This window comes from Proluteimonas luteida, from assembly GCF_021191695.1.
Classification (GTDB): Bacteria; Pseudomonadota; Gammaproteobacteria; order Xanthomonadales; family Xanthomonadaceae; genus Luteimonas; species Luteimonas luteida.
Genome location: NZ_JAIWPT010000007.1, coordinates 143,408 through 164,726, shown reverse-complemented (window position 1 = coordinate 164,726; position 21,319 = coordinate 143,408). Strand labels below are relative to the sequence as shown.

Annotated in this window: 14 protein-coding genes; 5 read left to right on the top strand and 9 right to left on the bottom strand. The window is 70.5% G+C overall.

Going from position 1 to position 21,319, the window contains the following annotated elements; translation table 11 throughout:
• Positions 1–113: 113 nt before the first annotated feature.
• Both proC and LDO26_RS08265 read left to right on the top strand, forming a co-directional pair.
• The gene (gene proC, locus LDO26_RS08270) at positions 114–941 is read left to right on the top strand and encodes a pyrroline-5-carboxylate reductase (protein WP_232130611.1); all 828 of its coding nucleotides are present in this window, start codon (positions 114–116) and stop codon (positions 939–941) included.
• Positions 934–1,434: a DUF4426 domain-containing protein gene (locus LDO26_RS08265; protein ID WP_232130610.1), complete on the top strand. Its 501-nt coding sequence runs from the start codon at positions 934–936 to the stop codon at positions 1,432–1,434. The genes proC and LDO26_RS08265 overlap by 8 nt, the downstream gene beginning before the upstream one ends.
• Positions 1,435–1,605: 171 nt before the next feature.
• Here LDO26_RS08265 and LDO26_RS08260 read toward each other — a convergent pair whose 3' ends face one another.
• The 4 genes from LDO26_RS08260 to LDO26_RS08245 form a co-directional block, all read right to left on the bottom strand.
• A complete protein-coding gene (locus LDO26_RS08260) occupies positions 1,606–2,862 on the bottom strand; it encodes a DUF819 family protein (RefSeq protein WP_232130609.1) in 1,257 nt (418 codons plus the stop codon).
• An 85-nt stretch (positions 2,863–2,947) separates the two neighbouring features.
• Positions 2,948–5,041, bottom strand: coding sequence for a S9 family peptidase (locus tag LDO26_RS08255; protein WP_232130608.1), 2,094 nt, complete (start codon positions 5,039–5,041; stop codon positions 2,948–2,950).
• A gap of 74 nt (positions 5,042–5,115) precedes the next feature.
• Positions 5,116–7,086, bottom strand: coding sequence for an alpha/beta hydrolase family protein (locus tag LDO26_RS08250; RefSeq protein ID WP_232130607.1), 1,971 nt, complete (start codon positions 7,084–7,086; stop codon positions 5,116–5,118).
• Positions 7,087–7,211: 125 nt separating this feature from the next.
• The gene (locus LDO26_RS08245) at positions 7,212–9,179 is read right to left on the bottom strand and encodes a S9 family peptidase (protein ID WP_232130606.1); all 1,968 of its coding nucleotides are present in this window, start codon (positions 9,177–9,179) and stop codon (positions 7,212–7,214) included.
• Positions 9,180–9,312: 133 nt separating this feature from the next.
• Here LDO26_RS08245 and LDO26_RS08240 point away from each other — a divergent pair, with 133 nt between their 5' ends.
• Positions 9,313–11,091, top strand: a complete 1,779-nt coding sequence (locus tag LDO26_RS08240) for a peptide MFS transporter (protein WP_435594055.1) — start codon at positions 9,313–9,315, stop codon at positions 11,089–11,091.
• 46 nt (positions 11,092–11,137) lie between these two features.
• Here the strand turns inward: LDO26_RS08240 and LDO26_RS08235 are convergent, their stop codons facing one another.
• From LDO26_RS08235 to LDO26_RS08215, 5 genes are all read right to left on the bottom strand, one after another.
• Positions 11,138–11,467, bottom strand: a complete 330-nt coding sequence (locus LDO26_RS08235) for a DUF2149 domain-containing protein (RefSeq protein WP_232130604.1) — start codon at positions 11,465–11,467, stop codon at positions 11,138–11,140.
• Positions 11,467–11,955, bottom strand: a complete 489-nt coding sequence (locus LDO26_RS08230; RefSeq protein ID WP_232130603.1) for a MotA/TolQ/ExbB proton channel family protein — start codon at positions 11,953–11,955, stop codon at positions 11,467–11,469. The genes LDO26_RS08235 and LDO26_RS08230 overlap by 1 nt, the downstream gene beginning before the upstream one ends.
• A complete protein-coding gene (gene cobN / locus LDO26_RS08225) occupies positions 11,952–15,878 on the bottom strand; it encodes a cobaltochelatase subunit CobN (protein ID WP_232130602.1) in 3,927 nt (1,308 codons plus the stop codon). Before cobN ends, LDO26_RS08230 begins: the two co-directional genes overlap by 4 nt.
• A 2-nt stretch (positions 15,879–15,880) precedes the next feature.
• On the bottom strand, positions 15,881–17,737 hold the full coding sequence (locus LDO26_RS08220) for a TonB-dependent receptor domain-containing protein (RefSeq protein ID WP_232130601.1): 1,857 nt from the start codon (positions 17,735–17,737) through the stop codon (positions 15,881–15,883).
• A gap of 374 nt (positions 17,738–18,111) precedes the next feature.
• Entirely contained in the window at positions 18,112–18,606 is a 495-nt protein-coding gene (locus LDO26_RS08215) for a single-stranded DNA-binding protein (RefSeq protein WP_232130600.1), read from the bottom strand.
• Positions 18,607–18,777: 171 nt separating this feature from the next.
• On the opposite strand from LDO26_RS08215, the gene LDO26_RS08210 reads away from it, so the two are divergent.
• Both LDO26_RS08210 and LDO26_RS08205 read left to right on the top strand, forming a co-directional pair.
• Positions 18,778–19,776, top strand: a complete 999-nt coding sequence (locus LDO26_RS08210) for a polyprenyl synthetase family protein (RefSeq protein ID WP_232130599.1) — start codon at positions 18,778–18,780, stop codon at positions 19,774–19,776.
• A complete protein-coding gene (locus LDO26_RS08205; protein WP_232130598.1) occupies positions 19,776–21,311 on the top strand; it encodes a hypothetical protein in 1,536 nt (511 codons plus the stop codon). Before LDO26_RS08210 ends, LDO26_RS08205 begins: the two co-directional genes overlap by 1 nt.
• The last annotated feature ends 8 nt before the right edge of the window (positions 21,312–21,319 follow it).

The following is a 21,319-nucleotide window of genomic DNA, read 5'->3' as shown; positions in this document are numbered from 1 at the left end:
CGCGCTTCCGGACCGCGCCCCGACAGCCGGGACACCCCGGCACGCGGCGGGCGCCGGAGCGGTAATCTGTCGCGCCGGATGCACGACGCATCCCACACGAGGAGCCGATCGACATGCCCACCCCTTCCGCGACCGTCGCGTTCATCGGCGGCGGCAACATGGCCCGCAGCCTGATCGGCGGCCTGGTCGCCCGCGGCGCCGATCCAGCGACGATCCGCGTCGCCGACCCCAATGCCGACACCCGCGACGCGCTGATCCGCGACTTCGGCGTGCAGGCGTTCGACAGCGCCGACGCGGCGGTCGCGGACGCGACGATGTGGGTGCTGGCGACCAAGCCGCAGGTGTTGCGCGAGGTCTGCACGCGCCTGGCCGGTACCGCGCAGGCGCAGCGTCCGCTGGTGTTGTCGATCGCCGCCGGCATCACCTCGGCGCAGCTCGACCGCTGGCTCGGCGGTGGGGTTGCACTCGTACGCACGATGCCCAACACGCCCGCCCTGCTCGGCGCCGGCGTCACCGGACTGTTCGCCAACGCGCGGGTCGACGCCGCCGGCCGCGAGCGCGCGCAGGCGCTGCTGGCAAGCGCGGGGGAAACCGTGTGGGTCGACGACGAGGCGCGGATGGATGCGGTGACCGCGGTCTCCGGCAGCGGGCCGGCCTACATATTCCTGCTTGCCGAGGCGATGGAGGACGCGGCGATCGCCGAGGGCCTGCCGGCCGCCGACGCGCACACGCTGGTGCTGCAGACGGTACTCGGCGCGGCGCGGATGCTGGTCGAGTCCGGCGAAGCGCCCGCGGAACTGCGCCGGCGCGTGACCTCGCCGGGAGGCACCACGCAGGCCGCGATCGAGGTCTTCGAAGCGGGCGGGCTGCGCACGCTGGCCGCCGATGCGATCCATCGCGCGGCGGCACGCGGCGGCGAGCTGTCGGCCGCCAATGACTGACGCGGACCATCGCGCCGCCTGCCCGCGCACCCTGCGCATCGCCGCCCTGCCGCTGCTACTGCTCGCGCTTGGCTGCAGCCGCGCGCCGTCGACGCCCGCGGCCTCGGCGGCCGGCAGCGAGGAAAGCCGGATGCCGGCGACGATGTCCGTCGGCGACACCGAGGTGCTGGCCAGTGTGGTGCCGACGCTCGCGTTGAACGACGCCATCGCCGCGCAGTACGGCATCGACCGGGCGCGCGACCGGGTGCTGGTGCTGGTCAGCCTGCGCGCCGGCGACGACGCACGGCAGGGCCATGTCGGCGCGACCGCGCGCGACCTGCGCGGCGTGCGGCAATCGATCGCCTTCCGCGAAGTGCGGACCGGGGATCTGGTCGACTACGTCGGCATCGCCCGGGTGACGCCGCCCGACACGCTGCGCCTGGACATCGACGTCGTGCTGGCCGACGGCCGGCGCACCACGCTGCGCTTCAGCCGCGACATCGCGCGGCCCTAGGAGCGTGGGCGGTAGAAATGTTCGAGGCGAAAAACACGCTGTGCGAGGCCAGATTTTCGTCGATTTGCAGGCCCGTAGTGGTGCTACGGGCCAAGAATCGGCGGAAATATGGACCGCATCAGCGGGTTTTGCAGTCCGGACAATTTCTACCGCCCACGCTCCTAGGGCCTCTCAAGCCCCGGCCATGACCCGCAGGATCTGGCCGACGAAATACGCGATCAGCGTGCCGGTCGCATAGCCGACCGTACCCAGCAGCACGCCGACCGGCGCCAGCGACGGATGGAACGCCGCGGCGACCACCGGCGCGGACGCGGCCGCGCCGATGTTGCCCATCGAGCCGACGCCGACGTAGAACAGCGGCGCCCTGACCAGCCGCGCCGCGCCCCAGATCACCAGCACGTGCACCGCCATCCAGATCGCCCCGATCGCGATCAGCTCCAGCCGGTCGAACAGCTTGAGGAAATCCATCTGCATGCCGATGCAGGCGATCAGGAAGTACAGGCAGACCGTGCCGATCCTCGACGCGCCGGCGTTCTCCAGCCTGCGGGCAGGCGTGAAGCTCAGCAGCAGGCCGGCCAGGGTCGAGATCACCACGACCCAGACGAACGACGAGTCCAGGCTGAAGCGCGCCGCCCATTCGAAGCCGCCGAACCAGGCCGAGACCGGACCGCCGATCGCATGCGCCAGGCCGACGACGCCGAACGCCACCGCGATGATCACCATCAGGTCGGTCAGGGTCGGGATGCGGGCATTGGCGGCCTCGTAGGCGGCGATGCGGTGCTTCATCTCGTCGATCGCGCTGGTGTCGGCGCCGGAGCGCGCATCGATCTGCGCCGAGCGGTTGGCCAGGAACAGCAGGGTCGCCATCAGCAGGCTCGCCATCGCCACGTCGACCACGGCGAACTGGCCGAACAGGGTGGCATCGACGCCGTAGACCTCGCGGATCGCGACCATGTTCGCGCCGCCGCCGATCCAGCTGCCGGCCAGGGCCGCCATGCCCTTCCAGGTATCCCCGGCGACCGCCGGCGGATGCACCCATTCCATGACCTGGAACGAGACGATGGCGCCGAGCACGACGCCGACGGTACCGGCGAGGAATACGAACAGCAGCCTCGGCCCGAGCTTGAGGACGCCCTTGAGGTCGATCGACAGGGTCAGCAGCACCAGCGCGGCGGGCAGCAGCACACGGCTGGCGATCGGGTTGTAGAGGCTGTTGTTCTCGCCGTCGATCAGACCAACGGTGTTGTAGAACGCCGGCACGAAGTAGCACAGCAGCAGCGCGGGGATCCAGGCGAAGAACTTCCTCCAGAACGGCGTGGGGCCGCTGGCCAGCCAGAAGATCAGCCCCAGGGTCGCGGCGATCAGGCCGAACAGGACGATGTCGTTGGTGATCAGCGGGGCGGACGTGTCGACGGATGCGATCGCCATCGGCGGCAGGACTCCAGAGTGCGGTACGGTGTGCTGCGCGCGCGCAGACGCCGGGGGACCGGAAGGCCGCCCCCGGGACGAGGGCCTACCGGCCGATGTACTGCCTGAGCCAGGCGTTGACGGTGTCGTGCCACAGCACGCTGTTGTGCGGCTGCAGGACCCAGTGGTTCTCGTCAGGGAAGTACAGCAGCTTCGACTCGATGCCCTTGCGCTGCAGCGCGGTGAACGTCGACAGGCCCTGGTCGACCGGCACGCGGTAGTCCTTCTCGCCCTGGACCACCAGCATCGGTACTTTCCAGTTGGCGACATGGTTGACCGGGTTGAAGCGTTCGTAGTTGCTCGGCTGGTCGAACGGCGTGCCCCCGTTCTCCCATTCGGTGAACCACAACTCCTCGGTCACGTATCCCATCGACCGCGTGTCGAACACGCCGTCGTGGTTGACCAGGCACTTCCACGGCGAGTTGCCCTGGCGGTCGAACCAGTTGCCGGCGATCCAGTTGATCATGTAACCGCCGTAGCTGGCCCCGAGCGCGCAGGCGCGGTCGCCGTCGAGGAACGCATACTGCTGCTGCGCGGCGGCCCAGCCCTTCTGCAGGTCCTCGAGCGGCTTGCCGCCCCAGTCGCCACTGATCGCATCGGTGAACGCCTGGCCATAACCGGTCGAGCCGTGGAAATCGATCATCACCACCGCATAGCCCTGCCCGGCATAGGTCTGCGGGTTCCAGCGGTAGCTCCAGCCGTTGCCGAAGCTGCCCTGCGGACCGCCATGGATCAGGAAGGCGACCGGATAGGTCTGGCCTTCCTGGTAATTCCACGGCTTGACCACGTAGCCGTAGACGGTGGCGTTGCCGGCGCCCTTGAACGAGAACTGCTCGTAGTCGCCGAAGGCGACGTCGGGCAGGCGCTCGGCGGCGGTCGGGGTGATCTGGCGCAGCGCGGCGCCGGTCTCGAGACCCTGCAGCGACGCGGTGTAGAGCGTGTCGCCACTGTCGATCGTGTTGCGCGTCAGTGCGACGGTGTCGCCGGCGACGACGAACGACGACACGGTGCCGTCGGCCAGCAGTTTCGTGACTTCGCCGCTGGCGACATCGACCCGGAACAGCGGGTACTCGCCGGTGTCCTGCGCAGCCACGTACAGCGCGCTGCCATCGGCCGACGGCGCCACGCTGCTCGGCGAACGGTCCCAGTCCGGCGCGATCTCGCGCGCGGCGCCGCTGGCGACGTCCAGCGCCATCAGCGCGTAGCGGTCGGCTTCGAAACCCGGGCGCTTCATCGCGCGGTAGAACAGGGTCGCGCCGTCGTCGCTGAACACCGGGCCGGTGTCCCAGGCCGGATTGTCCGCGGTCAGGTTGACCGGGGCGGCATCGCCGAGCGCGTCGATGCGGTACAGATCGAAGTTGGTCGACCACGGTTCCGCCGCGCCGGCCACCTTGACGCTGGCGACCAGGGTGCGGCCGTCGGGCGACCAGACGTAATCCTCGGCGCCGCCGAACGGCTTGGACGGGATGTCGCCTTCGAGCGCATGGCCGGCCGCGCGCACAGTCGTCACCGGCGCGGCGCCGGCGGCCGGCAGCTCGGCGACGAACAGGCGGCTGCGGGTGCCGTCGCGCCAGGTGTCCCAGTGGCGCACGAACAGCTGGTCGTAGACGACGCCCGTGGACTTGGCGTCCGCGGCCTCCGCGTGCTTGCGCTTCGTGCACGCAAGGTCCGCGCCGCACTCGCCGAAGGTGTCGGCGCTGAAGGCGATGCGCGTACCGTCGGGCGAAAGCTGGTAGCTGCCGATGTCGACCGCGACGTCGGTCAGCTGCCGCGGCTCGCCGCCGGTGGCCGGCATCGCATACAGCTGCGAGCTGCCGTTCCTGCCGCTGAGGAAGTACAGCGTCTGCCCGTCGGGCGACAGCGTCGCCGAGTTCACGTTCCAGCCCTCGGGCGTGATCCGCCGCGGCGGCGCCATGTCGCGGGTCAGCAGGTTGCGGGCGTAGAGCGCCGTCTCGGCCTTGCCCGAATCGAAGTCCAGCGCGCGCTGCGCGAACACCAGCAGCCGGCCGTCGTCGCTGAGCAGTGGCGACGACACCCGGTCGAGCTGCACCAGGTCGCGGACATCGAGGCCCCGGGTCTGGGCGGCGGCGGGCAACGCCACCAGCAGGCACAAGGGCAACAGCGCAAGACGCAGGGACATGGCGGGCGGCTCCGGACAAAGAGCCCGCATGGTAGGCCGGCGCCGCCGCGGTGGCAAAGCGGCGCCGGGTTCCCTCACTCCGCGGCGGCCGCGCCGCCCAGGTGCGTCGACAGGAACGCGAGCAGCCGGGTGTAGTAGGCGCGCCGGTTCTCGGGCTTGTAGAAGCCGTGGCCTTCGTTCGGGTAGTACAGCGTTTCCACCGGTACCCCGGCACCGCGCAGCGCGCGCTCCATCATGCGGCTGTGTTCGATCGGCGCGATCTCGTCCTCGCCACCCGCCGCCAGCAGCACAGGCACCTTGATGCGGTCGGCCAGCCGGTTCGGAGACACCGCGGCCAGTGCTGTCTGGTCGGTCCCGACCCATTCGCTGCTCCAGGTCCGCATGGAGCGGCTGACCCGGCCGTCCTCGGTCCGCATCTTGGGAAGATCGTAGACGCCGACATAGCCGGCAGCGCAGCGGTACAGGTCGGGCTCGCGCACGACGCCCATCAACGCGGCATAGGCTCCGTAGCTGGCACCATAGATGCAGATGCGTCCGGGATCGGCGATCCCCTGCCCGACCAGCCAGCGCGTGGCATCGGTGACGTCGTCCTGCATCGTGCCGCCCCATTGCCTGGCGCCGGCCTGCCGGAAGCTGCGGCCGTAGTTGCCGGAGCCGCGGAAATTGACCTGCAGCACCGCGTAGCCGGCAGCCGCAAGCAGTTGCGCATCGGCGTCGAAGCCCCATCGATCGAAGATGCCGAACGGCCCGCCATGCGGCACGACCACCGTCGGCAATCGGGTTGCCGGCGTGGCCCCCGGCGGCAAGGTCAGATAGCCGTGCAACGGCAGGCCGTCGCGCGCGGCCAAAGACACCGGGCGCATGTGCGCCATCACGGCAGGATCGATACGATCCTGCCTCGCAAGCAGGAACGAAGCCTGCTTGCTGACCGAATCGAACAGATAGAAACTGCCGGGGTCGATATCGCTGGCGACGAGCACCAGCTTCAGGCGCCCGTCGCGGGTGGCCGAGGACACCGATACCTCGCTGTCGGGAAACGCGTTCTCCAGCAGCGCATGGAAATTCGCATCCCCGGACTGCGGGTCGAAGAACTGCGTCCGCGCCTTGCCAGACAGGAAGCGCACGCCGACGGTTGCACCAACGCCGTCACGATGGATCGGCCGCGGATCGGCCACCGTGTCGCGCGCGACCACCCGGCGCTCGCCGGAGCGGGTGTCCAGTGCGACCACTTCGTCCGGTCCGCTGGGCGTGCTGACCTGCAGATATGCGGTCACGTTGTCGTCGGCGAAGCCGAGCGGGATCTGCAGGACTCCACTCTGGCGCTCGTCATTGAGCAGTTGCCAGGGGGCGCCGTCATCGGCGCGATGGTAGAGCTGGCTCAGATTGTCCGATCGCGCACCATTGGCGAAGCGGATCGCGCCCGTGTTGTCGGTGAGGAAGCTGGCCCGCGTGACCGGCACGGACGCCACCTGCGTGCGGCGTCCGGTATAGACGTTCATCCGCTCGACCCGCGTCTGCGGCTCCCGGGAGAACGGGGAAACCGACACCAGGACGTGGCGGTCGTCGTCCGGCAGCAGGTCGACCGGCCAGGCGAACACCGCGCCGCCCTCGCGCTTCTGGTCGAGCAGGCGCGACCCCGTGGGCTGCAGCGCCACCCGCCAGCCGACCAGCAACCCGCGCTCGCCACCATCGACGTTCATTGCGTACAGCTCGCCGGTGGCCGATGGATAGTCGCGGGATCCGAAGCGTTCGGCGACCGCGATCAGTACCCGTCCGGCGTTGGCCCACCAGAAATCGGCGACGTGGACGCCCTTGGGGAATTGGAAGTTGCCGACGACCGCCCTGCTGTCACGCCGCAGCACGGCGAATACCGTGTGGTCGCCCGATGGAATCGTGACCGCCAGATACTCGCCGGTCGGAGACAGCCGGACGTCGCGGAACCCGCCTTCATCGGCATGGATCGCGACGTCGACCGGGGGCAGCGCCATCGCGGGCAGCGCCATGCAGGCAAGGCCCAGCAAGGCCGGCAGCAGAAACCGTTTCATCCCTTCCCTCCCGGGCGCCTGCCGACGCCCTCGCCTACGGTGCGCACCGCAGGCACCAAGGCGTGCCAGTCGGTCTGTTGCAGACATCGGGCGCAGCCGCAGTGGCAAGGCGGCGCCGGATTCCCTCACTCCGCGGCGGTCGCGCCGCCCAGGTGCGTCGACAGGAACGCGAGCAGCCGGGTGTAGTAGGCGCGCCGGTTCTCGGGCTTGTAGAAGCCGTGGCCTTCGTTGTCCACGTACATCGTCTCCACCGGCACGCCGGCGCCGCGCAGCGCGCGCTCCATGCGCCGGGTGTGCTCGACCGGCGCGATCTCGTCCTCGCCGCCGGCGACCAGCAGCACCGGCGCCCGGATCCGGCCGGCAAGCCGCGTCGGCGAGGTCTCGCCGAGCCGCTGCACGTCGTTGCCGACCCATTCGTCCACCCAGGTGCGCAGCCACATGCCGCCGCGCCGGTCCTGGCTGCGCATCAGCGGCAGGTCGTAGACGCCCACGTAGCCGACTGCACAGCGGTACAGGTCCGGCTCCCTGGCCACCCCCATCAGCGCGGCATAGCCGCCGTAGCTGCCGCCGTAGATGCAGATGCGCTGCGGGTCGGCGTGGCCCTGTTCGATCGCCCAGCGCGTCGCGTCGGTCAGGTCGTCCTGCATGGTGCCGCCCCACTGGCGCGCGCCGGCCTGGCGGAAGCTGCGGCCGTAGTTGCCCGAGCCACGGAAGTTGAGCTGCAGCACCGCATAGCCGGCCTGCGCCAGCAACTGCACGTCGGGATCGAACGCCCAGTCGTCGAAGATGCCGAACGGCCCGCCGTGCGGAAGGACGACGAGCGGCAACGGCCGGTCCGCGGCTGCGGACGCCGGCCGGGTGAGATAGCCATGCAGCATCAGGCCGTCGCGTGCCGGCAGCGAGACGCCCTGCATCGGTGCCATCCGCTCGGGATCGACCTGGTTGCGGCGCGCGAGCGCGAAATCGGCCTTCTTGGTCGGCGCATCGTAGGTGAAGAAACTGCCCGGATCGACATCGCTGGTCGCAAGCAACAGCTTGACCGAGGCATCGCGGGTCGCCGACGCGATCCTGACGACCTGTCCGGGGAAGGCCTTCTCGAACATGCGCCCGAGCCGCGCGTCCTCGGACGCTTCGTCGAAGAACACCAGTCGCGGCGTCGCGCCGAGGTAGCGCACGCCGACCGGCGTGGAAGTGCCCGGCCGGTAGACGATCTCCGGGTCGACCAGCGCGTCGCGCAGCAGTTCCCGCCGTTCGCCGCTGGCGACGTCCAGCTCGACGATCGCATCCGGCCCGCTGGGCTGGGACACGCGCAGGTAGGCCTTGCGATCGTCGCCGGAGAAGCCGACCGGCGATTCCAGGCGGCCGCTGGTGCGCTCGTCGTTGATCAGCTGCCAGTCCGCGCCGCGTCCGTCGCGGTAGTAGAGACGGCTGAGGTTGTCGGCGCGCGCGCCGACCGCGAACCGGACTTCGCCGGCATGGTCGGTCAGGAAACTCGCGCGATTGACGGGCACCGTCGCCACCGTCGTGCGCCGGCCGGTATAGACGTCCATGCGATCGACCCGGCTCACCGGGTCCCGGGTGAACGGAGAGACCGACACCAGGATGTTGCGCGGGTCGTCCGGCAGCAGGTCGATCGGCCAGGCATGGACGAACTCTTCCTTGGCACCGCTCTGGATGCGCGTGCCGGTCTGGGTGCCCTGCACGCGCCAGCCGACCAGCAACTGCGCGCGGCCGCCGTCGACGTTCATGCCATACAGTTCGCCGGTCGCCGACGGAAAATCGCGCGAGCCGAAACGCTCTGCCAGGCCGAACACCAGACGCTCGTCGTTGGCCCACCAGAAGTCGGCGACATGGGTGTTCTTCGGCAGGCGGAAGCTGCCCGCGATCGTCCGGTCCGCGCGGCGCATGATGCCCACGGCGGTGCGGTCGCCCAGCGGCAACGTCACCGCGTAGTACTCGCCGGTCGGCGAGATCTTGATGTCGCGGATGCCGTCTTCCTCGACGAACGGCGCCAGGTCGACCTGCGCATGCAGGTCCAGGCAGGCCGCCAGCACCATCACCATGCACAGCCACTGCAATCCCTTGCGGATCATGTTGTCTCCCCCTTTGAGGATGTTGTCGAAAACCGCCCTCCACGCGTCCGGACGGACGCTCCCCGGGAAAGGCGGTCAGGCGGATACTAGCCCAGCCCCGGGCCGTCCGGCGTGCCTTCCGTCATGTTGCCGGATGGTGGCACGGGCCTATACTCGCGCCTTCGATCGAGCCGGAGCACGGGCCTTGGGCGCAGCCATTCCTTCCGGCGACGGCGCCGGCACCGACTTCCTCGGCCACCCCAAGGGCGTCTTCGTCTGCTTCTTCACCGAGATGTGGGAACGCTTCTCGTTCTACGGGATGAAGGCGCTGCTGCTGCTGTACATCCTCAAGTACCACCTGTTCGGCGACGACGCCGGCTACGACCTGCTCGGCGCCTACGGCGGCCTGGTCTACGCGGTACCGGTGATCGGCGGGCTGCTGGCCGACCGCTACCTGGGCATGCGCAAGGCGGTGGTGCTCGGTGGCGTGCTGCTGGTGCTCGGGCACCTGGGCATGGCATACGAGGGCGAGCAGGCGCGCATCGTCGACGGCGTGGTGGTCCGCGACACCGCCGCGCTACAGGTGTTCTACCTGTCGCTGGCGCTGATCATCATGGGCGTGGGCTTCCTCAAGCCCAACATCTCGACGATCGTCGGCAAGCTCTATGCGCCCGACGACCCGCGCCGGGATTCGGGCTTCACCCTGTTCTATGCCGGCATCAACGTCGGCGCGCTGTTCGCCAGCCTGGTCTGCGCGTTCCTCGGCGAAACCTATGGCTGGAAGTACGGCTTCGGCGCCGCGGGCATCGGCATGGTCGCCGGCCTGATCGTGTTCGTCTGGGGCCAGAAGTACCTGTACGGCCACGCAGAGCCCAACGACCCGGAGAAGCTGCGCCAGCGCGTCGGTCCGCTGTCGCGCGAATGGTGGATCTATCTGGGCAGCTTCGCCGGCGCGCTGGTGGTGTGGCAACTGATCCAGCGCACCTGGACCGTGCACGGGGCGATGCACCTGATCGCCGTCGCACTGGCGGCCTGGTTCGTCTGGTTCCTGGTGCGCCATTGCACGAAGGTCGAGCGCCAGCAGATGCTCGCGCTGGTGCTGCTGATCGTCGGCGTGCTGATCTTCTTCACCCTGTACGAGCAGACCTACGGCTCCTGGGTCACGTTCACCGACCGCATGCTGACCAAGGACCTGTTCGGCCTGACCCCCGGCGGCTACCAGCCCGGCATCCCGTGGGCGATCTTCGCGCTGGCCGGCAGCCCGCTGCTGATGGTGACCGCGTTGCGCGCCAGCGACCGCGGCAATGCCGGGCTGGCCAGGGCCGCGGTCGTCGCGATGGTGGCCGCGCTGGCGGTCGCGCTGGTCCACGACGTGGTGCTGGTGCCGCAGACCGCGGGCTCGCTGACCTTCCTCGGCGCGTTCTTCATCGTGGTGCTGGCGCCGGTGTTCTCGTGGCTGTGGCCGTGGCTGGACCGGCGCGGCCTCAATCCGAGCAAGCCGGCGAAGATGGCGATCGGACTGGTGTTCGCCGGCCTGGCGTTCGTGCCGCTGATGCTGGCCGCGCAGTCGGCCGGCGGCGGGGTGCTGGCCAGCGTCTGGTGGCTGGTGCTGGCCTACTTCCTGCTGGAACTGGGCGAGATGTGCCTGTCGCCGATCGGCCTGTCGGCGGTGACCCAGCTGTCGGTCACGCGCGTGGTCGGGCTGATGATGGGGGCGTTCTGGCTGGCGACCGCGTACTCGGAGGTGCTGGCCGCACAGTTCGGCAAACTGACCTCGATGGACGTACTGGAAGGCGAGGTGCTGGACATGGCGGCGGCCGCGGCGAAGTACGGCGAACTGTTCCAGCTGATGCTGTGGATCGGTGTCGGCTCGGGCATCGCCTACTTCGTGCTGGCGCCGCTGGTGCGGCGCTGGATGCACGGGGTGCGCTGACGCACTGTCGCCGTCCGCCGGCGCGGCATCGGCAGGCGCCGCGCAGTCACTCCGCCTCCGCCTGCCCGCCGCCCTCGGGCACGTACACCATGCGTCCGTCCGGCAGCCGGTAGGTGACGCCGGCGCGTACGCCGCCACCTTCTCCGATCTCGCCGGTGGACTCGTAGCGGGTCAGTTCCTCGCCGTCCTTGACGGTGATGCGCATGTCCGCGGCGCCGGGGTTCTCGATCACCGTCACCCGTTCGCTGGCGAAGGGGTTGAGCGGGTTGCGCACGATGACGATCATCAGGATGCCGATGACCACCAGGAACAGGTCGATCAGGTTGACCACCGACAGGATCGGGTCGTCGGCCTCGTCGTGTTCGAGGAAGCGCATCAGCCGGCCACTCCGCCGGCGTCCCGGGCGCGCTCGATATCGCGCAGTTCCTGCAGCAGCCAGCGCCGGCGGATGGTCAGCACCAGGAAGGTGATGCTGGCCGCGATCAACGCCAGGATCACCGACGAGAACGCGACGACCAGGTTCTCGCCGACCCCCTGTGCGTCGTTTCGGGTCAGGGCGAGCAATGCCGGTCCCATCGGGATCATGGTCGCGACCAAGCCGAGCATCGGCGCGATGCGCGAGGTCACCCGCAGCCATTCCAGGCGCTTGAGGATCCAGAGTTCGAGATCGTCGCTGCTGCCGCCGCTGCGGGCCTGGAAGGCTTGCAGCCGCGAGCGGTAGCTGCCGAGCCGGCGCTGCAGCGCCTCGACCAGGAACGCGCCGAGTGCGAAGAAGGCGTAGGCCAGCGACGCGAGGATCAGTACCAGCACCGGCACCAGGAACAGGTGGGCGAGGTCGTAGAGACCAGCTTCGAGGATGTTCATTGCGTTGTCCGGTTGTCCGGGAAGAGGGAATGGATACGGCGATGGCCGCCGCGAAGTTGTCGCCAGGCGCCGGCCACGAGGCACAGCGCCAGCAGCAACAGCACCGGCACGCGCAAGCCGGTCTGCACCGCAGGCGGGGGTTCGACCTGGCGCATGACCCGCCCGCGGACCTGCGGCGGCGCAGCGGCCGGCTCCGGCGCGGTTGCCGCGTCCGCCGGTGGCTCGACCACGGGCGCCGCAACGGCGGGATGCGCAGGGACGTCAGGCGCGTTGGTGCCGAAGCCGGGCGCAGGCGCTGCCGACGCGGTGGTATCGGTCGCCGACAACGCCTGCCCGATGGCCTGCAGCCGCGCCTCCAGTTCGGCCCGGGTGCGGGCATCGGCCTGCCAGTAGCCGCGCGCGATGGCCTCGCGCATGCGCTGGATCATCTGCGCCTGCGCGGTCGGATTGTCGCGTTCGAACCACTGGTCGATACCCAGCTGGCGCACGTCGCGCACGTAGGTGTCGTGCATCGCCTGCCACTGCGCGTCGCGCACCACGTCCGGCGCCGTGCTCTGCCAGCCGTACAGGTTGTTGACCGCATCGAGCACCTGCAGCGTGCCGGCGTAGCCCTCCTGCTGCATGGCACCGATCCACTGCGGGTTGAGCTGCCGGCTGCGCAGCTCGGCGGCCAGGAACTGGGCGGCGCCGGTGGTGCGCGGCGCGGCGCTGCGCAGGTCGCTGACGTACAGCGCGGGGCTGGCGCCGTCGAGGTGGCGGATCGCCAGCGACAGTCCGCCGAGGTACTCGAAGGGGTGGTCGGTCGACAGCACGCCATGGGTGTTGGACGAGCGCGACAGCACCGCGGCCTGCACGCCGCGCAACTGCTCGGCGAAGACGTTGGCGCCCTCGACCGAAACGCCCTGCTCGCTGGCGCCGTAGCCGTATTGCAGCCGCGAGAGGAACACGCCGGCCAGGGTGGCGTCGTCCTTGGCGGCATCTTCGCCGTCATCCAGTACCGCACCGCTCAGGTCGCTGCCGTACTCGCCGGGCGCGTTGCTGAAGATGCGCAGCGTCGAGAGCGCCTGCGCACGCGCCGCCTCCACGCCCTGCGCGCGCAGGCGCTCGGCGACCGCGGCGCTGTTGCGCGCGACCGCATTGCCGGCATCGCCCTCGGCAGCCAGCCGCTCGATGGCCGCGGCCAGCAGGCGCATGAAACCATCGAACTGGTCGCGGTAGACGCTGGTCGCCTGGACCACGACATCGATGCGCGGGCGCCCCAGCTCCGAGGCCGGGATGATCTCCAGCGCGGTCAGCCGGCCACCCGCGTCCCACACCGGCCGCAGGCCGAGCGCGTGCAGCACCTGCGCCTCCTGCACGCCGAGCTGGCGGATGGTTTCCGACGACCACAGGCTGAAGGCGAGCTTGGCCGGAGCGTCGCCGCCATGGTCGCGCCGGTAGGCATCGACCAACTGCTGCAGGGCCTCGCCTCCGGTCTCGTAGGCGGCGGGCGTGGGCACCTTGTCGGGTTCGAGCGCGTGCAGGTTGCGGCCGCTGCGCAGGCCCGGATCGCGCAGTGGATCCCCGCCCGGCCCCGGCGGCACGAATCCACCGGCCAGGCCGCGCAGCAGCGATTCGGTTTCCTGGGTGTCGAGCAGTGCGGCGTCGAGTTCGCGCGCACGCGCAAGCTGCGCGCGCAGCGCGGGATGGCCGGTTTCCTCGATCCGGCCCGCGCCGTGCAGATGGTGCGCAAGCGTGCGGTAGGGCAGGCTCTGCGCCAGCGCCGCGAAGTCCGCGGCGAACACTTCGTCCGGATCCAGGCCCAGCGCCTCGTAGAACGGCGCACCGAGCTGCTGCATCACGGTCGAGAGCCGGTGCTCGTCGGCAGCCGGCTCGCCGAAGGTGTGCAGGCCGAGCGGCATCGCGCTGCGCGCCAGCTCGTGCAGGTGGTCGTGCAACAGCGGCAGGAACCCGTCGATGTCGGCGGCGATCGCCGCCCGGTCCCAGCCCATGTCGCCGGCGATGCCCGCGGCGAGCGCCGCCTCGCCGATCGCCGCGCCGGTGCGCAGGCGCACGCCGCCCGCATCCAGTTGCTGGTACTGGTGGATCAGCGCATGCAGGTCGCGCATCTCGTCGTAGAGGCCGGCCGGCGCGAACGCCGGCACCTGGTGGCTGATCGTGACCGCGCGGCCGCGGCGCTTGGCCTGCATCGCCTCGCCGATGTTGTCCTGGACGTAGGGATAGAACACCGGCACGTCGCCGACCGCCAGGTACGGGTAATCGCCGGCCCACAGCGCGCGGTCCTTGCCCGGGGTCCATTCCTGGGTACCGTGGGTACCGAAATGGATCAGCGCGTCCGCGGCGAAACCCTCGCGCAGGTACAGGTACGCGGCCAGGTAGTAGTGGCTGGGCACCGCCTCCTGGTCGTGCGCGGCCTCGCCGATCCGGCCCGCGCGTGGCGGCTGCGGCATCAGCAGCAGGTCGCCCAGGCGCGCGCGCGGGAACACGAACGCAGGTTCGCCGTCGATCGTGCGCACCGACGCGTGCCGCGCCGGATCGCCCCACTGCGCCAGCAGCGCATCTCGCCGCGGCGGGGGCAGCGTGTCCAGCCACTGCCGGTAGCGCGCCACGGGCAGGCTGTCGGCGAGATCGTCGCGCAGCAGCGCGTCGAGCGTTTCCGGTCGGTAGTAGCCGCCGAGCATCGCCTGGCCCATGTCCACGATCTCGCGCTCGCTGGCGGCGTCGACGCGATAGCCTGCGTCGCGCAGGCGCTGCGACAGCGCGGCGATGCTGCGCGGCAGGTTGAGGTTCGACGCCGACAGGTTCTTCTCGCCGGCGGGGTAGTTCCAGAACAACAGCGCCAGGCGCTTGTCCGCCGCCGGCTCGGCGCGCAGGGCCGCGATGCGCGCCAGCCTGCCGGCCAGCAGCTCGACCTGCTCGGGAATCGCGACCTGCTCGCCGCGCGCCACCGCGCCCAGCACCAGTGGATCGCTCGCGCCCCAGATCTCGGGCACGGCGATGAAGGTGGCCGCGAGCGATGCCGGCACGCCGCTGGCGGCCGCGCGCCAGGCGTCCGGGTCCTGCTGGCGGGCGTTGAGGCCCTGGATCACCGGCACGTCGAGCGCGAGGAATTCCGCCGCGCGCAAGCCGCCCTGCTGCAGATGGGTCATGTTGACGACCGCGACGGCCCCGAGGCCGTCGAGCGCTTCGCGCAGCGCCGCGGGATCGTCGTCGTCGAACCACACGCCGAAGGCGCCGATGCCGTGCGCCGCCGCGCGTTCGATCACCTTGTCGACCAGCGCGGTCTGCAGCGCGGCCACGCTGCCGGCGGAGACCAGCAGCGCGACGCCCGGCCCCGGCGCGTGCCGTTGCCGCCACGCGGCGAAATCCGCGCGCCGGTCGAAGATGTCCCCGGCGGCCGGATGATAGTAGCCGGTGTCCGGCATCGGCCGCGGCGCCGGAACCGCATCGAGATCACCGCCGCGTTTCCACTGCAGCAGATAGTCGGCCAGGTGCCGGTAGTTGGCTTCGCCGCCGCCCGCGTAGTAGCCCGCGATGCGCCGGGCCTGCGCTCCGTCCAGCGCACCGGACGCGGGCGGACCGCCACCCACGCGCACCCATGGCGCAGCGCTGGTGGCGAGCGCGTCGCCCAGCACCGACTGCACGCGTTCGACGTCCGACGGCCGCGGCGTATCCAGGATCACCAGATCCGCACCGGCGACGCGCGCGGCCGCGCCATCGCGCTCGACCGGGACGTATTCGAAGCGGACACCTTGGTCGCGACCCAGCGCATCGAGCCGCGCGACCTTGGACGGCAGCACGAAATCGCTGGCGACGACCTGGACCAGCACCTGTGGCCCTGCGCCATCGTCCGCCGATGCACCCGCGCACAATGACATCGTCAGCGCCAGGCAGGCCAGCCCCCTGCACAACCACCGTCGCATGTTCAGAAGCTCAGGTTCACGCCGACGTGGTAGTAGCGGCCGGTTTCGGGATAGGCGTACAGCGCCGAGGTCTCGGCGAGACGCTCGTCGGTCAGGTTCTCGACCCCGCCACGCAGGCGCACCCGGTCGGTGATGCGATAGCCCAGGTCCAGCGACCACAGCGTGTAGTCCGGCAGTTCGACCAGCGCGCCCGCGCCCGACTGCCATTGCGTGCCCTTGTACTCGGCACGCAGCGCGCTGCGCCACGCATCGCCGGCCCACGCCAGCGCCGCCGCCGCGCCGTGTCGCGGCCGCTCGACCAGCGGCAGGCCGGTCTCCCGGTCGCGCGGCTGCAGCCAGTTGTAGTTCGCGTCCAGCGAGAAGCCGCCCGGCAGCGCGATGTCTGCCGCCAGCTCCACGCCGCGGATGCGCGCCTTCGAGACATTCACGTAGCTGCGCAGTTCACGCCCGCGGATCCCGCAGTCCGACAGGCACAGGGTCTGCACGAGATCCTCGAGGTCGCTCTGGAACGCGGTGGCCTGTGCGGACCAGCCGCTTCCGCTCCAGGTCGCGCCCAGCTCCCAGGTCGTGGCGATCTCGGGCTTGAGCGCCGGGTTGCCGACGATGGTGAACATGCCGCCACCGCCGACCGCCGAGTATTCCGGCGACAGTTGCTTGAGCGTCGGCGCCTTGAAACCGCTGCCCACGCCGCCCTTGAAGGTCAGGCGGTCGCTGGCATGGAAGATGCCGTAGGCACGCGGGCTGTGGTGCCAGCCGAACTTGTCGTGATGGTCGGCGCGACTGCCCAGCACCAGCGACCAGGTGTCGTCGAAGTCGATCTCGTCCTGCAGCAGCAACGCACGGTGCACCAGGCCGGCGCTGCCGCCGGCGGAGACGGTGTCGTCCTCCAGTCGCTCGCGGCGCCACTCGCCGCCGACCGTGACCCGGTGCCGTTCGCCGAAACGGGTCGAGGCCTGCGCATCGACGATGTCGTCGACCAGCGACTGCGGCGCGGTCGCCGCGCCCTGGCTGCGGCGGTTGCTGCGGTCGAGCGTCGAGCGGTAAGCACGGATGCGGGTATCGCCCCAGCCCCAGCTGCCCTGGTGGCTGAGCGAACTCTGGCGCCGGTCCAGATGGTCGACGGACTCGTAGACGTACGGTACCCCACCGGCCTGGAGGGTGTCGCGCCAGCGCCGCTCCCGACCCTGCAGGTGACTCGCGTCGATGCGCTGGCGCGCGTCGGGCGTCCACGTCAGAGTGAGGTTGCCGCTTTGGGCATCGCGTCCTTCCTGTTCCGACAGCCTCGGGTCCGCCGGATCCTGCGTGTCGTCCTTGCGCCGCGTCTCGCCGTTGAAACTCAGGCCCAGCACGTCCGGCACCAGCGGGCCACCGGCATAGACGCCGGCCTGGTAGACGCCTCCGCCGTGACCGCCCGCAACCACACCGCCGTTGTAGGCAGCACTGCCGCGCCACTGGTCGGTGGCCCGGCGGGTGATGATGTTGACGACGCCGCCCAGGGCCTCGGAGCCATACAGCGACGACATCGGTCCACGCACCACCTCGATGCGCTCGATCGCCTCCACCGGCATCCAGCCGAGGTCGAAGTCGGCATGGGCGATCGCATCGCTGGCCGCGCTGACCCGCTTGCCGTCGACCAGCACCAGCGTGTACTCGCTGTCCATGCCGCGCAGGCGGATGCCCCGCCGGCTGAAGCCGATGCCGCTCAGCGAGACGCCGGGGGAGCCGCGCAAGGCGTCGGCAAGATCCAGCACAGGCCGCGACAGCAGTTCGTCGCGGGTGACGACGTCGACGAAGGCCGGCGCATCCCGCAGCCTGGTTTCGTGCGCGCTGGCGGTGACGACGATGGTGTCGAGGTCCACCGCGGCGGCATCCGGGGCGTTGCTGGCAGCGGCGGACGAGATGGGGACGAACGCGGCAAGGCATGCCGCCATTGGGACGAGGGACGACTGGCTACGCACTGGAGACCCTGGAAACGCCCGCGGGACGCGGAATCCAGATAATGTAATGTTATTACATAAGAGCTGTCCAGCCTACGGCGCACCGGAAAGCGATGTCGCGGACCGGAAATCCCCCATGGCCGCGCGGACAGGCGAAGCCTTGGGGCCCCGCGCAGAGGCGCTGCCTGTCCACCATGTCTCCGAACACCTGTCCACCATGTGTCGAAGACCCACGAAAAAGCCCGCTCGAAGAGCGGGCTTGGAACACGAGGCAGCAGAGAAAACCTGGACAGGTCCTAGAACGGAATGTCGTCGTCCGAGAAGTCGTCCATCGGCGCCGGCTGCTGCTGCGGCGCGGGACGGCGCTGCTGCTGCGCCGCCGGGGCGTCGCTGCGTTCCGGGCGCTGCGGACGGGCGGCGCGCTCGTAGTTGCCACCGCCACCGCCGCCGCCTTCGCCACGGCCACCGAGCATCTGCATCTCGTCGGCGATGATGTCGGTCGAGTACTTCTCGACGCCGTCCTGGCCGGTGTACTTGTCGTAGCGGATCGAGCCCTCGACATAGACCTGGCTGCCCTTGCGCAGGTACTCGCCGGCGATCTCGCCGAGCTTGCCGAAGAACACCACGCGGTGCCATTCGGTGCGCTCCTGGGTGTTGCCGTCGCGGTCCTTGCGCACGCTGGTCGTGGCCAGGCTGATGCGGGTCACGGCCATGCCGCTCTGGGTGTACTTGATGTCCGGATCGTTGCCGAGGTTGCCGACAAGGATCACTTTGTTGATGCCACGGGCCATGGGAATTCCTTGGAGTGCGCCGGCGCGGGCCCGGCGTGGGGTGATGCGAATAGTGCAGTATAACGCCGCGGCCGGCGCCGTCCGGGGTTGCCGCAGCGCGGCATCGGGAAAGTCCACGCGCCATTGTCGGCGCTCTCCTATAATTCCCGGCCTGCCCGCCCCGGACACCGCATGAACAACGCCGCCGCCCCGGCCGCCAGGCTCGACCTGCCGGCGATCCAGTCGCTCGCCGCCGCGGACATGGCCGACATCGATGCGCTGATCCGGCGCCGGCTGGCCTCGGACGTGGTGCTGATCAACCAGGTCGCCGAGCACATCGTCTCGGCCGGCGGCAAGCGCCTGCGACCGATGCTGGTGGCGCTGGCCGGACGCGCGACCGGCGAGGTCGGCGCCGAGCACCACCAGCTGGCCGCGATCATCGAGTTCATCCACACCTCGACCCTGCTGCACGACGACGTCGTCGACGAGTCCGACCTGCGCCGCGGCCGCAGCACCGCCAACGCGATCTGGGGCAATGCGGCCAGCGTGCTGGTCGGCGACTTCCTGTATTCGCGCAGCTTCCAGCTGATGGTCGAACTGGACCGCATGGCGGTGATGCGGATCCTCGCCGACACCACCAACCGCATCGCCGAGGGCGAGGTGCTGCAGCTGCTGCACGTGCGCAATCCCGACACCGACGAGGCCGCGTACCTGAACGTCATCGAGCGCAAGACCGCGGTGCTGTTCGCCGCCGGCACGAAGCTCGGCGCACTGGCCTCCGCCGCGGACGAAACCACGCAGCAGGCGCTGTACGACTACGGCATGCAACTGGGCTACGCCTTCCAGATCGCCGACGACGTGCTCGACTACTCGGGCGATGCCGACGCGCTGGGCAAGAACCTCGGCGACGACCTCGCCGAAGGCAAGGCGACGCTGCCGCTGATCCACGCCATGGCCCATGCCGCGCCCGAACGCCGCGCCCGGCTGCGCGCGATCGTGGAACAGGGCGACACCGGCGCGCTGCCGGAAGTGCTGGCGGCGATCGGCGACGCCGGCAGCCTGGACTACAGCCGCGCCCGCGCGACCGCCTACGCCGAGGCCGCCGAACGCGCGCTCGACGGCCTGCCCGACAACGACGCCGTCGCCGCGCTGCGCGGCCTAGCGCGCTACGCGGTCGAACGCGGGCACTGATGCACACCTTGCCGGCCGGTGCACGCGCATTGCTGCTGGCCCTGTCTCTGGCCGCAGCCGCTGCCGGCTGTGCGAGCGGCGGCAGCGCGCCTGCCGGTGCCGGTGCGGCCTTGGCCGACCAGGGCTGTCCGTTCCGGGCCGCACCGCCCGTCGAGGAAGACAACTTTTTCGGCAACCAGTTCGACCCGCTGGACATGGCCGACGATCCCGCCGCGCGCCGGCGCGCCCGATGGGCCGCGCGGCATGGCTGGGAATGGGTCGAGCCGGTCTACGCCACCGGTCTGCAATGGGCCGGCCGTGGCGACTGCCGCTGGCTGCTCGACGCACGCGGGCGCGTGCTGGATGTCGCCGCGCCGGAGCAACTGCTGACCGACACGCAGCCGCTGTACCGCAATGACGCTGACGGCGACCTGCTGCTGCTCGAGTTCGGCTGGGACGCCGAGCACGACCAGCGCGTGTTTCCGGCACCAGTGGGGCGCCTGCTGCGCCACGACCGCAGCGACGCGAGGCTGTCGCCGCCGCTGCAGATGTTTCCGCAGCTCGACCCCGATGGCTGGCCGCACCGGCTGTATCCGCGCGAACGCTACGGCGATTACCCCACCCCCTCGTTCGGCCTGCGCGGCAACGGCGACACGCCTGCATGGATCGTGCGCCCGCCCGGCGGCGGTTTCGGCGTGCTCGACGCCCGCAGCATGGACTACCTGCTGCCGCCACGCTTTAGCGAGATCCGCGGCCATGGCCTGCCGCTCGAGCAGGGCGCGCGCATCCGCTTCTGGGCTGCTCTGGAGGCCGCGCCGGGCGATGCGGACGCGCCGATCCAGCTGTTCGACCCTGCCGGCCAGCCCTTGCTCGCCGGCTTGCACATCGGCGCGATCGAACCCGCAGTTCGCGGCAACCTGCTGCCGCTGCGGCTGCACGATCCGGCGTTGCCGCCGCCAGCACCGGCACCGGTGCCGGTGCGGGACCGGTTCGCAGACGACGCCGCGGCGGCCGCCGACGCGGCGGCCGATGGCATCGCACTCAGCTGGTCGCAGCGGGAAATGCTCGACGCGCATCGCGCGCGTGCCAGCGCCGGCAACGCCTGCGCCTACCTGATGGCCGACGGCAGGCTGGTCGATGTCCGTGGCTACAGCGACGGCAGCGCGCGCTGCCCGGAACCCGAGCGCGGCCTGTTGCTGCTCGACGACGGTCGCGGCCACGGCACCGTGCTGCAGGTGTCGGAGACCGATGCCGACGCCGCGCCGCGCAGGCTCGGCATCAGCGACCTGCGCGCACGCATCGCCGTCCTCCAGGCGCCACCGGACTACCCCGCCGGCATGCCCGGACTGGTCGTCACCGCCGAGGGCGACGGCAGCGGAACCCGGTTCCGCCTGTACGACCTCGACGGCCGCGCCCTGTCGCCGACCCGCTTCGACGGCTTCATCGACGCCGGCTGCGGCCACTGGCATCTGCACGACGGCGGCACCGACACCTGGTATGGCGTGCGCAACGACGGCGGCCTGTCGCTGACGCGGACCGTGCCGTTCTCCTGCTGAGTCCCGGC

Coding starts and splice junctions, on each gene's coding strand:
- proC (WP_232130611.1), top strand. CDS start 114: ATGCCCACCCCTTCCGCGACCGTCGCGTTCATCGGCGGCGGCAACATG.
- LDO26_RS08265 (WP_232130610.1), top strand. CDS start 934: ATGACTGACGCGGACCATCGCGCCGCCTGCCCGCGCACCCTGCGCATC.
- LDO26_RS08260 (WP_232130609.1), bottom strand. CDS start 2,862: ATGGCGATCGCATCCGTCGACACGTCCGCCCCGCTGATCACCAACGAC.
- LDO26_RS08255 (WP_232130608.1), bottom strand. CDS start 5,041: ATGTCCCTGCGTCTTGCGCTGTTGCCCTTGTGCCTGCTGGTGGCGTTG.
- LDO26_RS08250 (WP_232130607.1), bottom strand. CDS start 7,086: ATGAAACGGTTTCTGCTGCCGGCCTTGCTGGGCCTTGCCTGCATGGCG.
- LDO26_RS08245 (WP_232130606.1), bottom strand. CDS start 9,179: ATGATCCGCAAGGGATTGCAGTGGCTGTGCATGGTGATGGTGCTGGCG.
- LDO26_RS08240 (WP_435594055.1), top strand. CDS start 9,313: ATGGTGGCACGGGCCTATACTCGCGCCTTCGATCGAGCCGGAGCACGG.
- LDO26_RS08235 (WP_232130604.1), bottom strand. CDS start 11,467: ATGCGCTTCCTCGAACACGACGAGGCCGACGACCCGATCCTGTCGGTG.
- LDO26_RS08230 (WP_232130603.1), bottom strand. CDS start 11,955: ATGAACATCCTCGAAGCTGGTCTCTACGACCTCGCCCACCTGTTCCTG.
- cobN (WP_232130602.1), bottom strand. CDS start 15,878: ATGCGACGGTGGTTGTGCAGGGGGCTGGCCTGCCTGGCGCTGACGATG.
- LDO26_RS08215 (WP_232130600.1), bottom strand. CDS start 18,606: ATGGCCCGTGGCATCAACAAAGTGATCCTTGTCGGCAACCTCGGCAAC.
- LDO26_RS08210 (WP_232130599.1), top strand. CDS start 18,778: ATGAACAACGCCGCCGCCCCGGCCGCCAGGCTCGACCTGCCGGCGATC.
- LDO26_RS08205 (WP_232130598.1), top strand. CDS start 19,776: ATGCACACCTTGCCGGCCGGTGCACGCGCATTGCTGCTGGCCCTGTCT.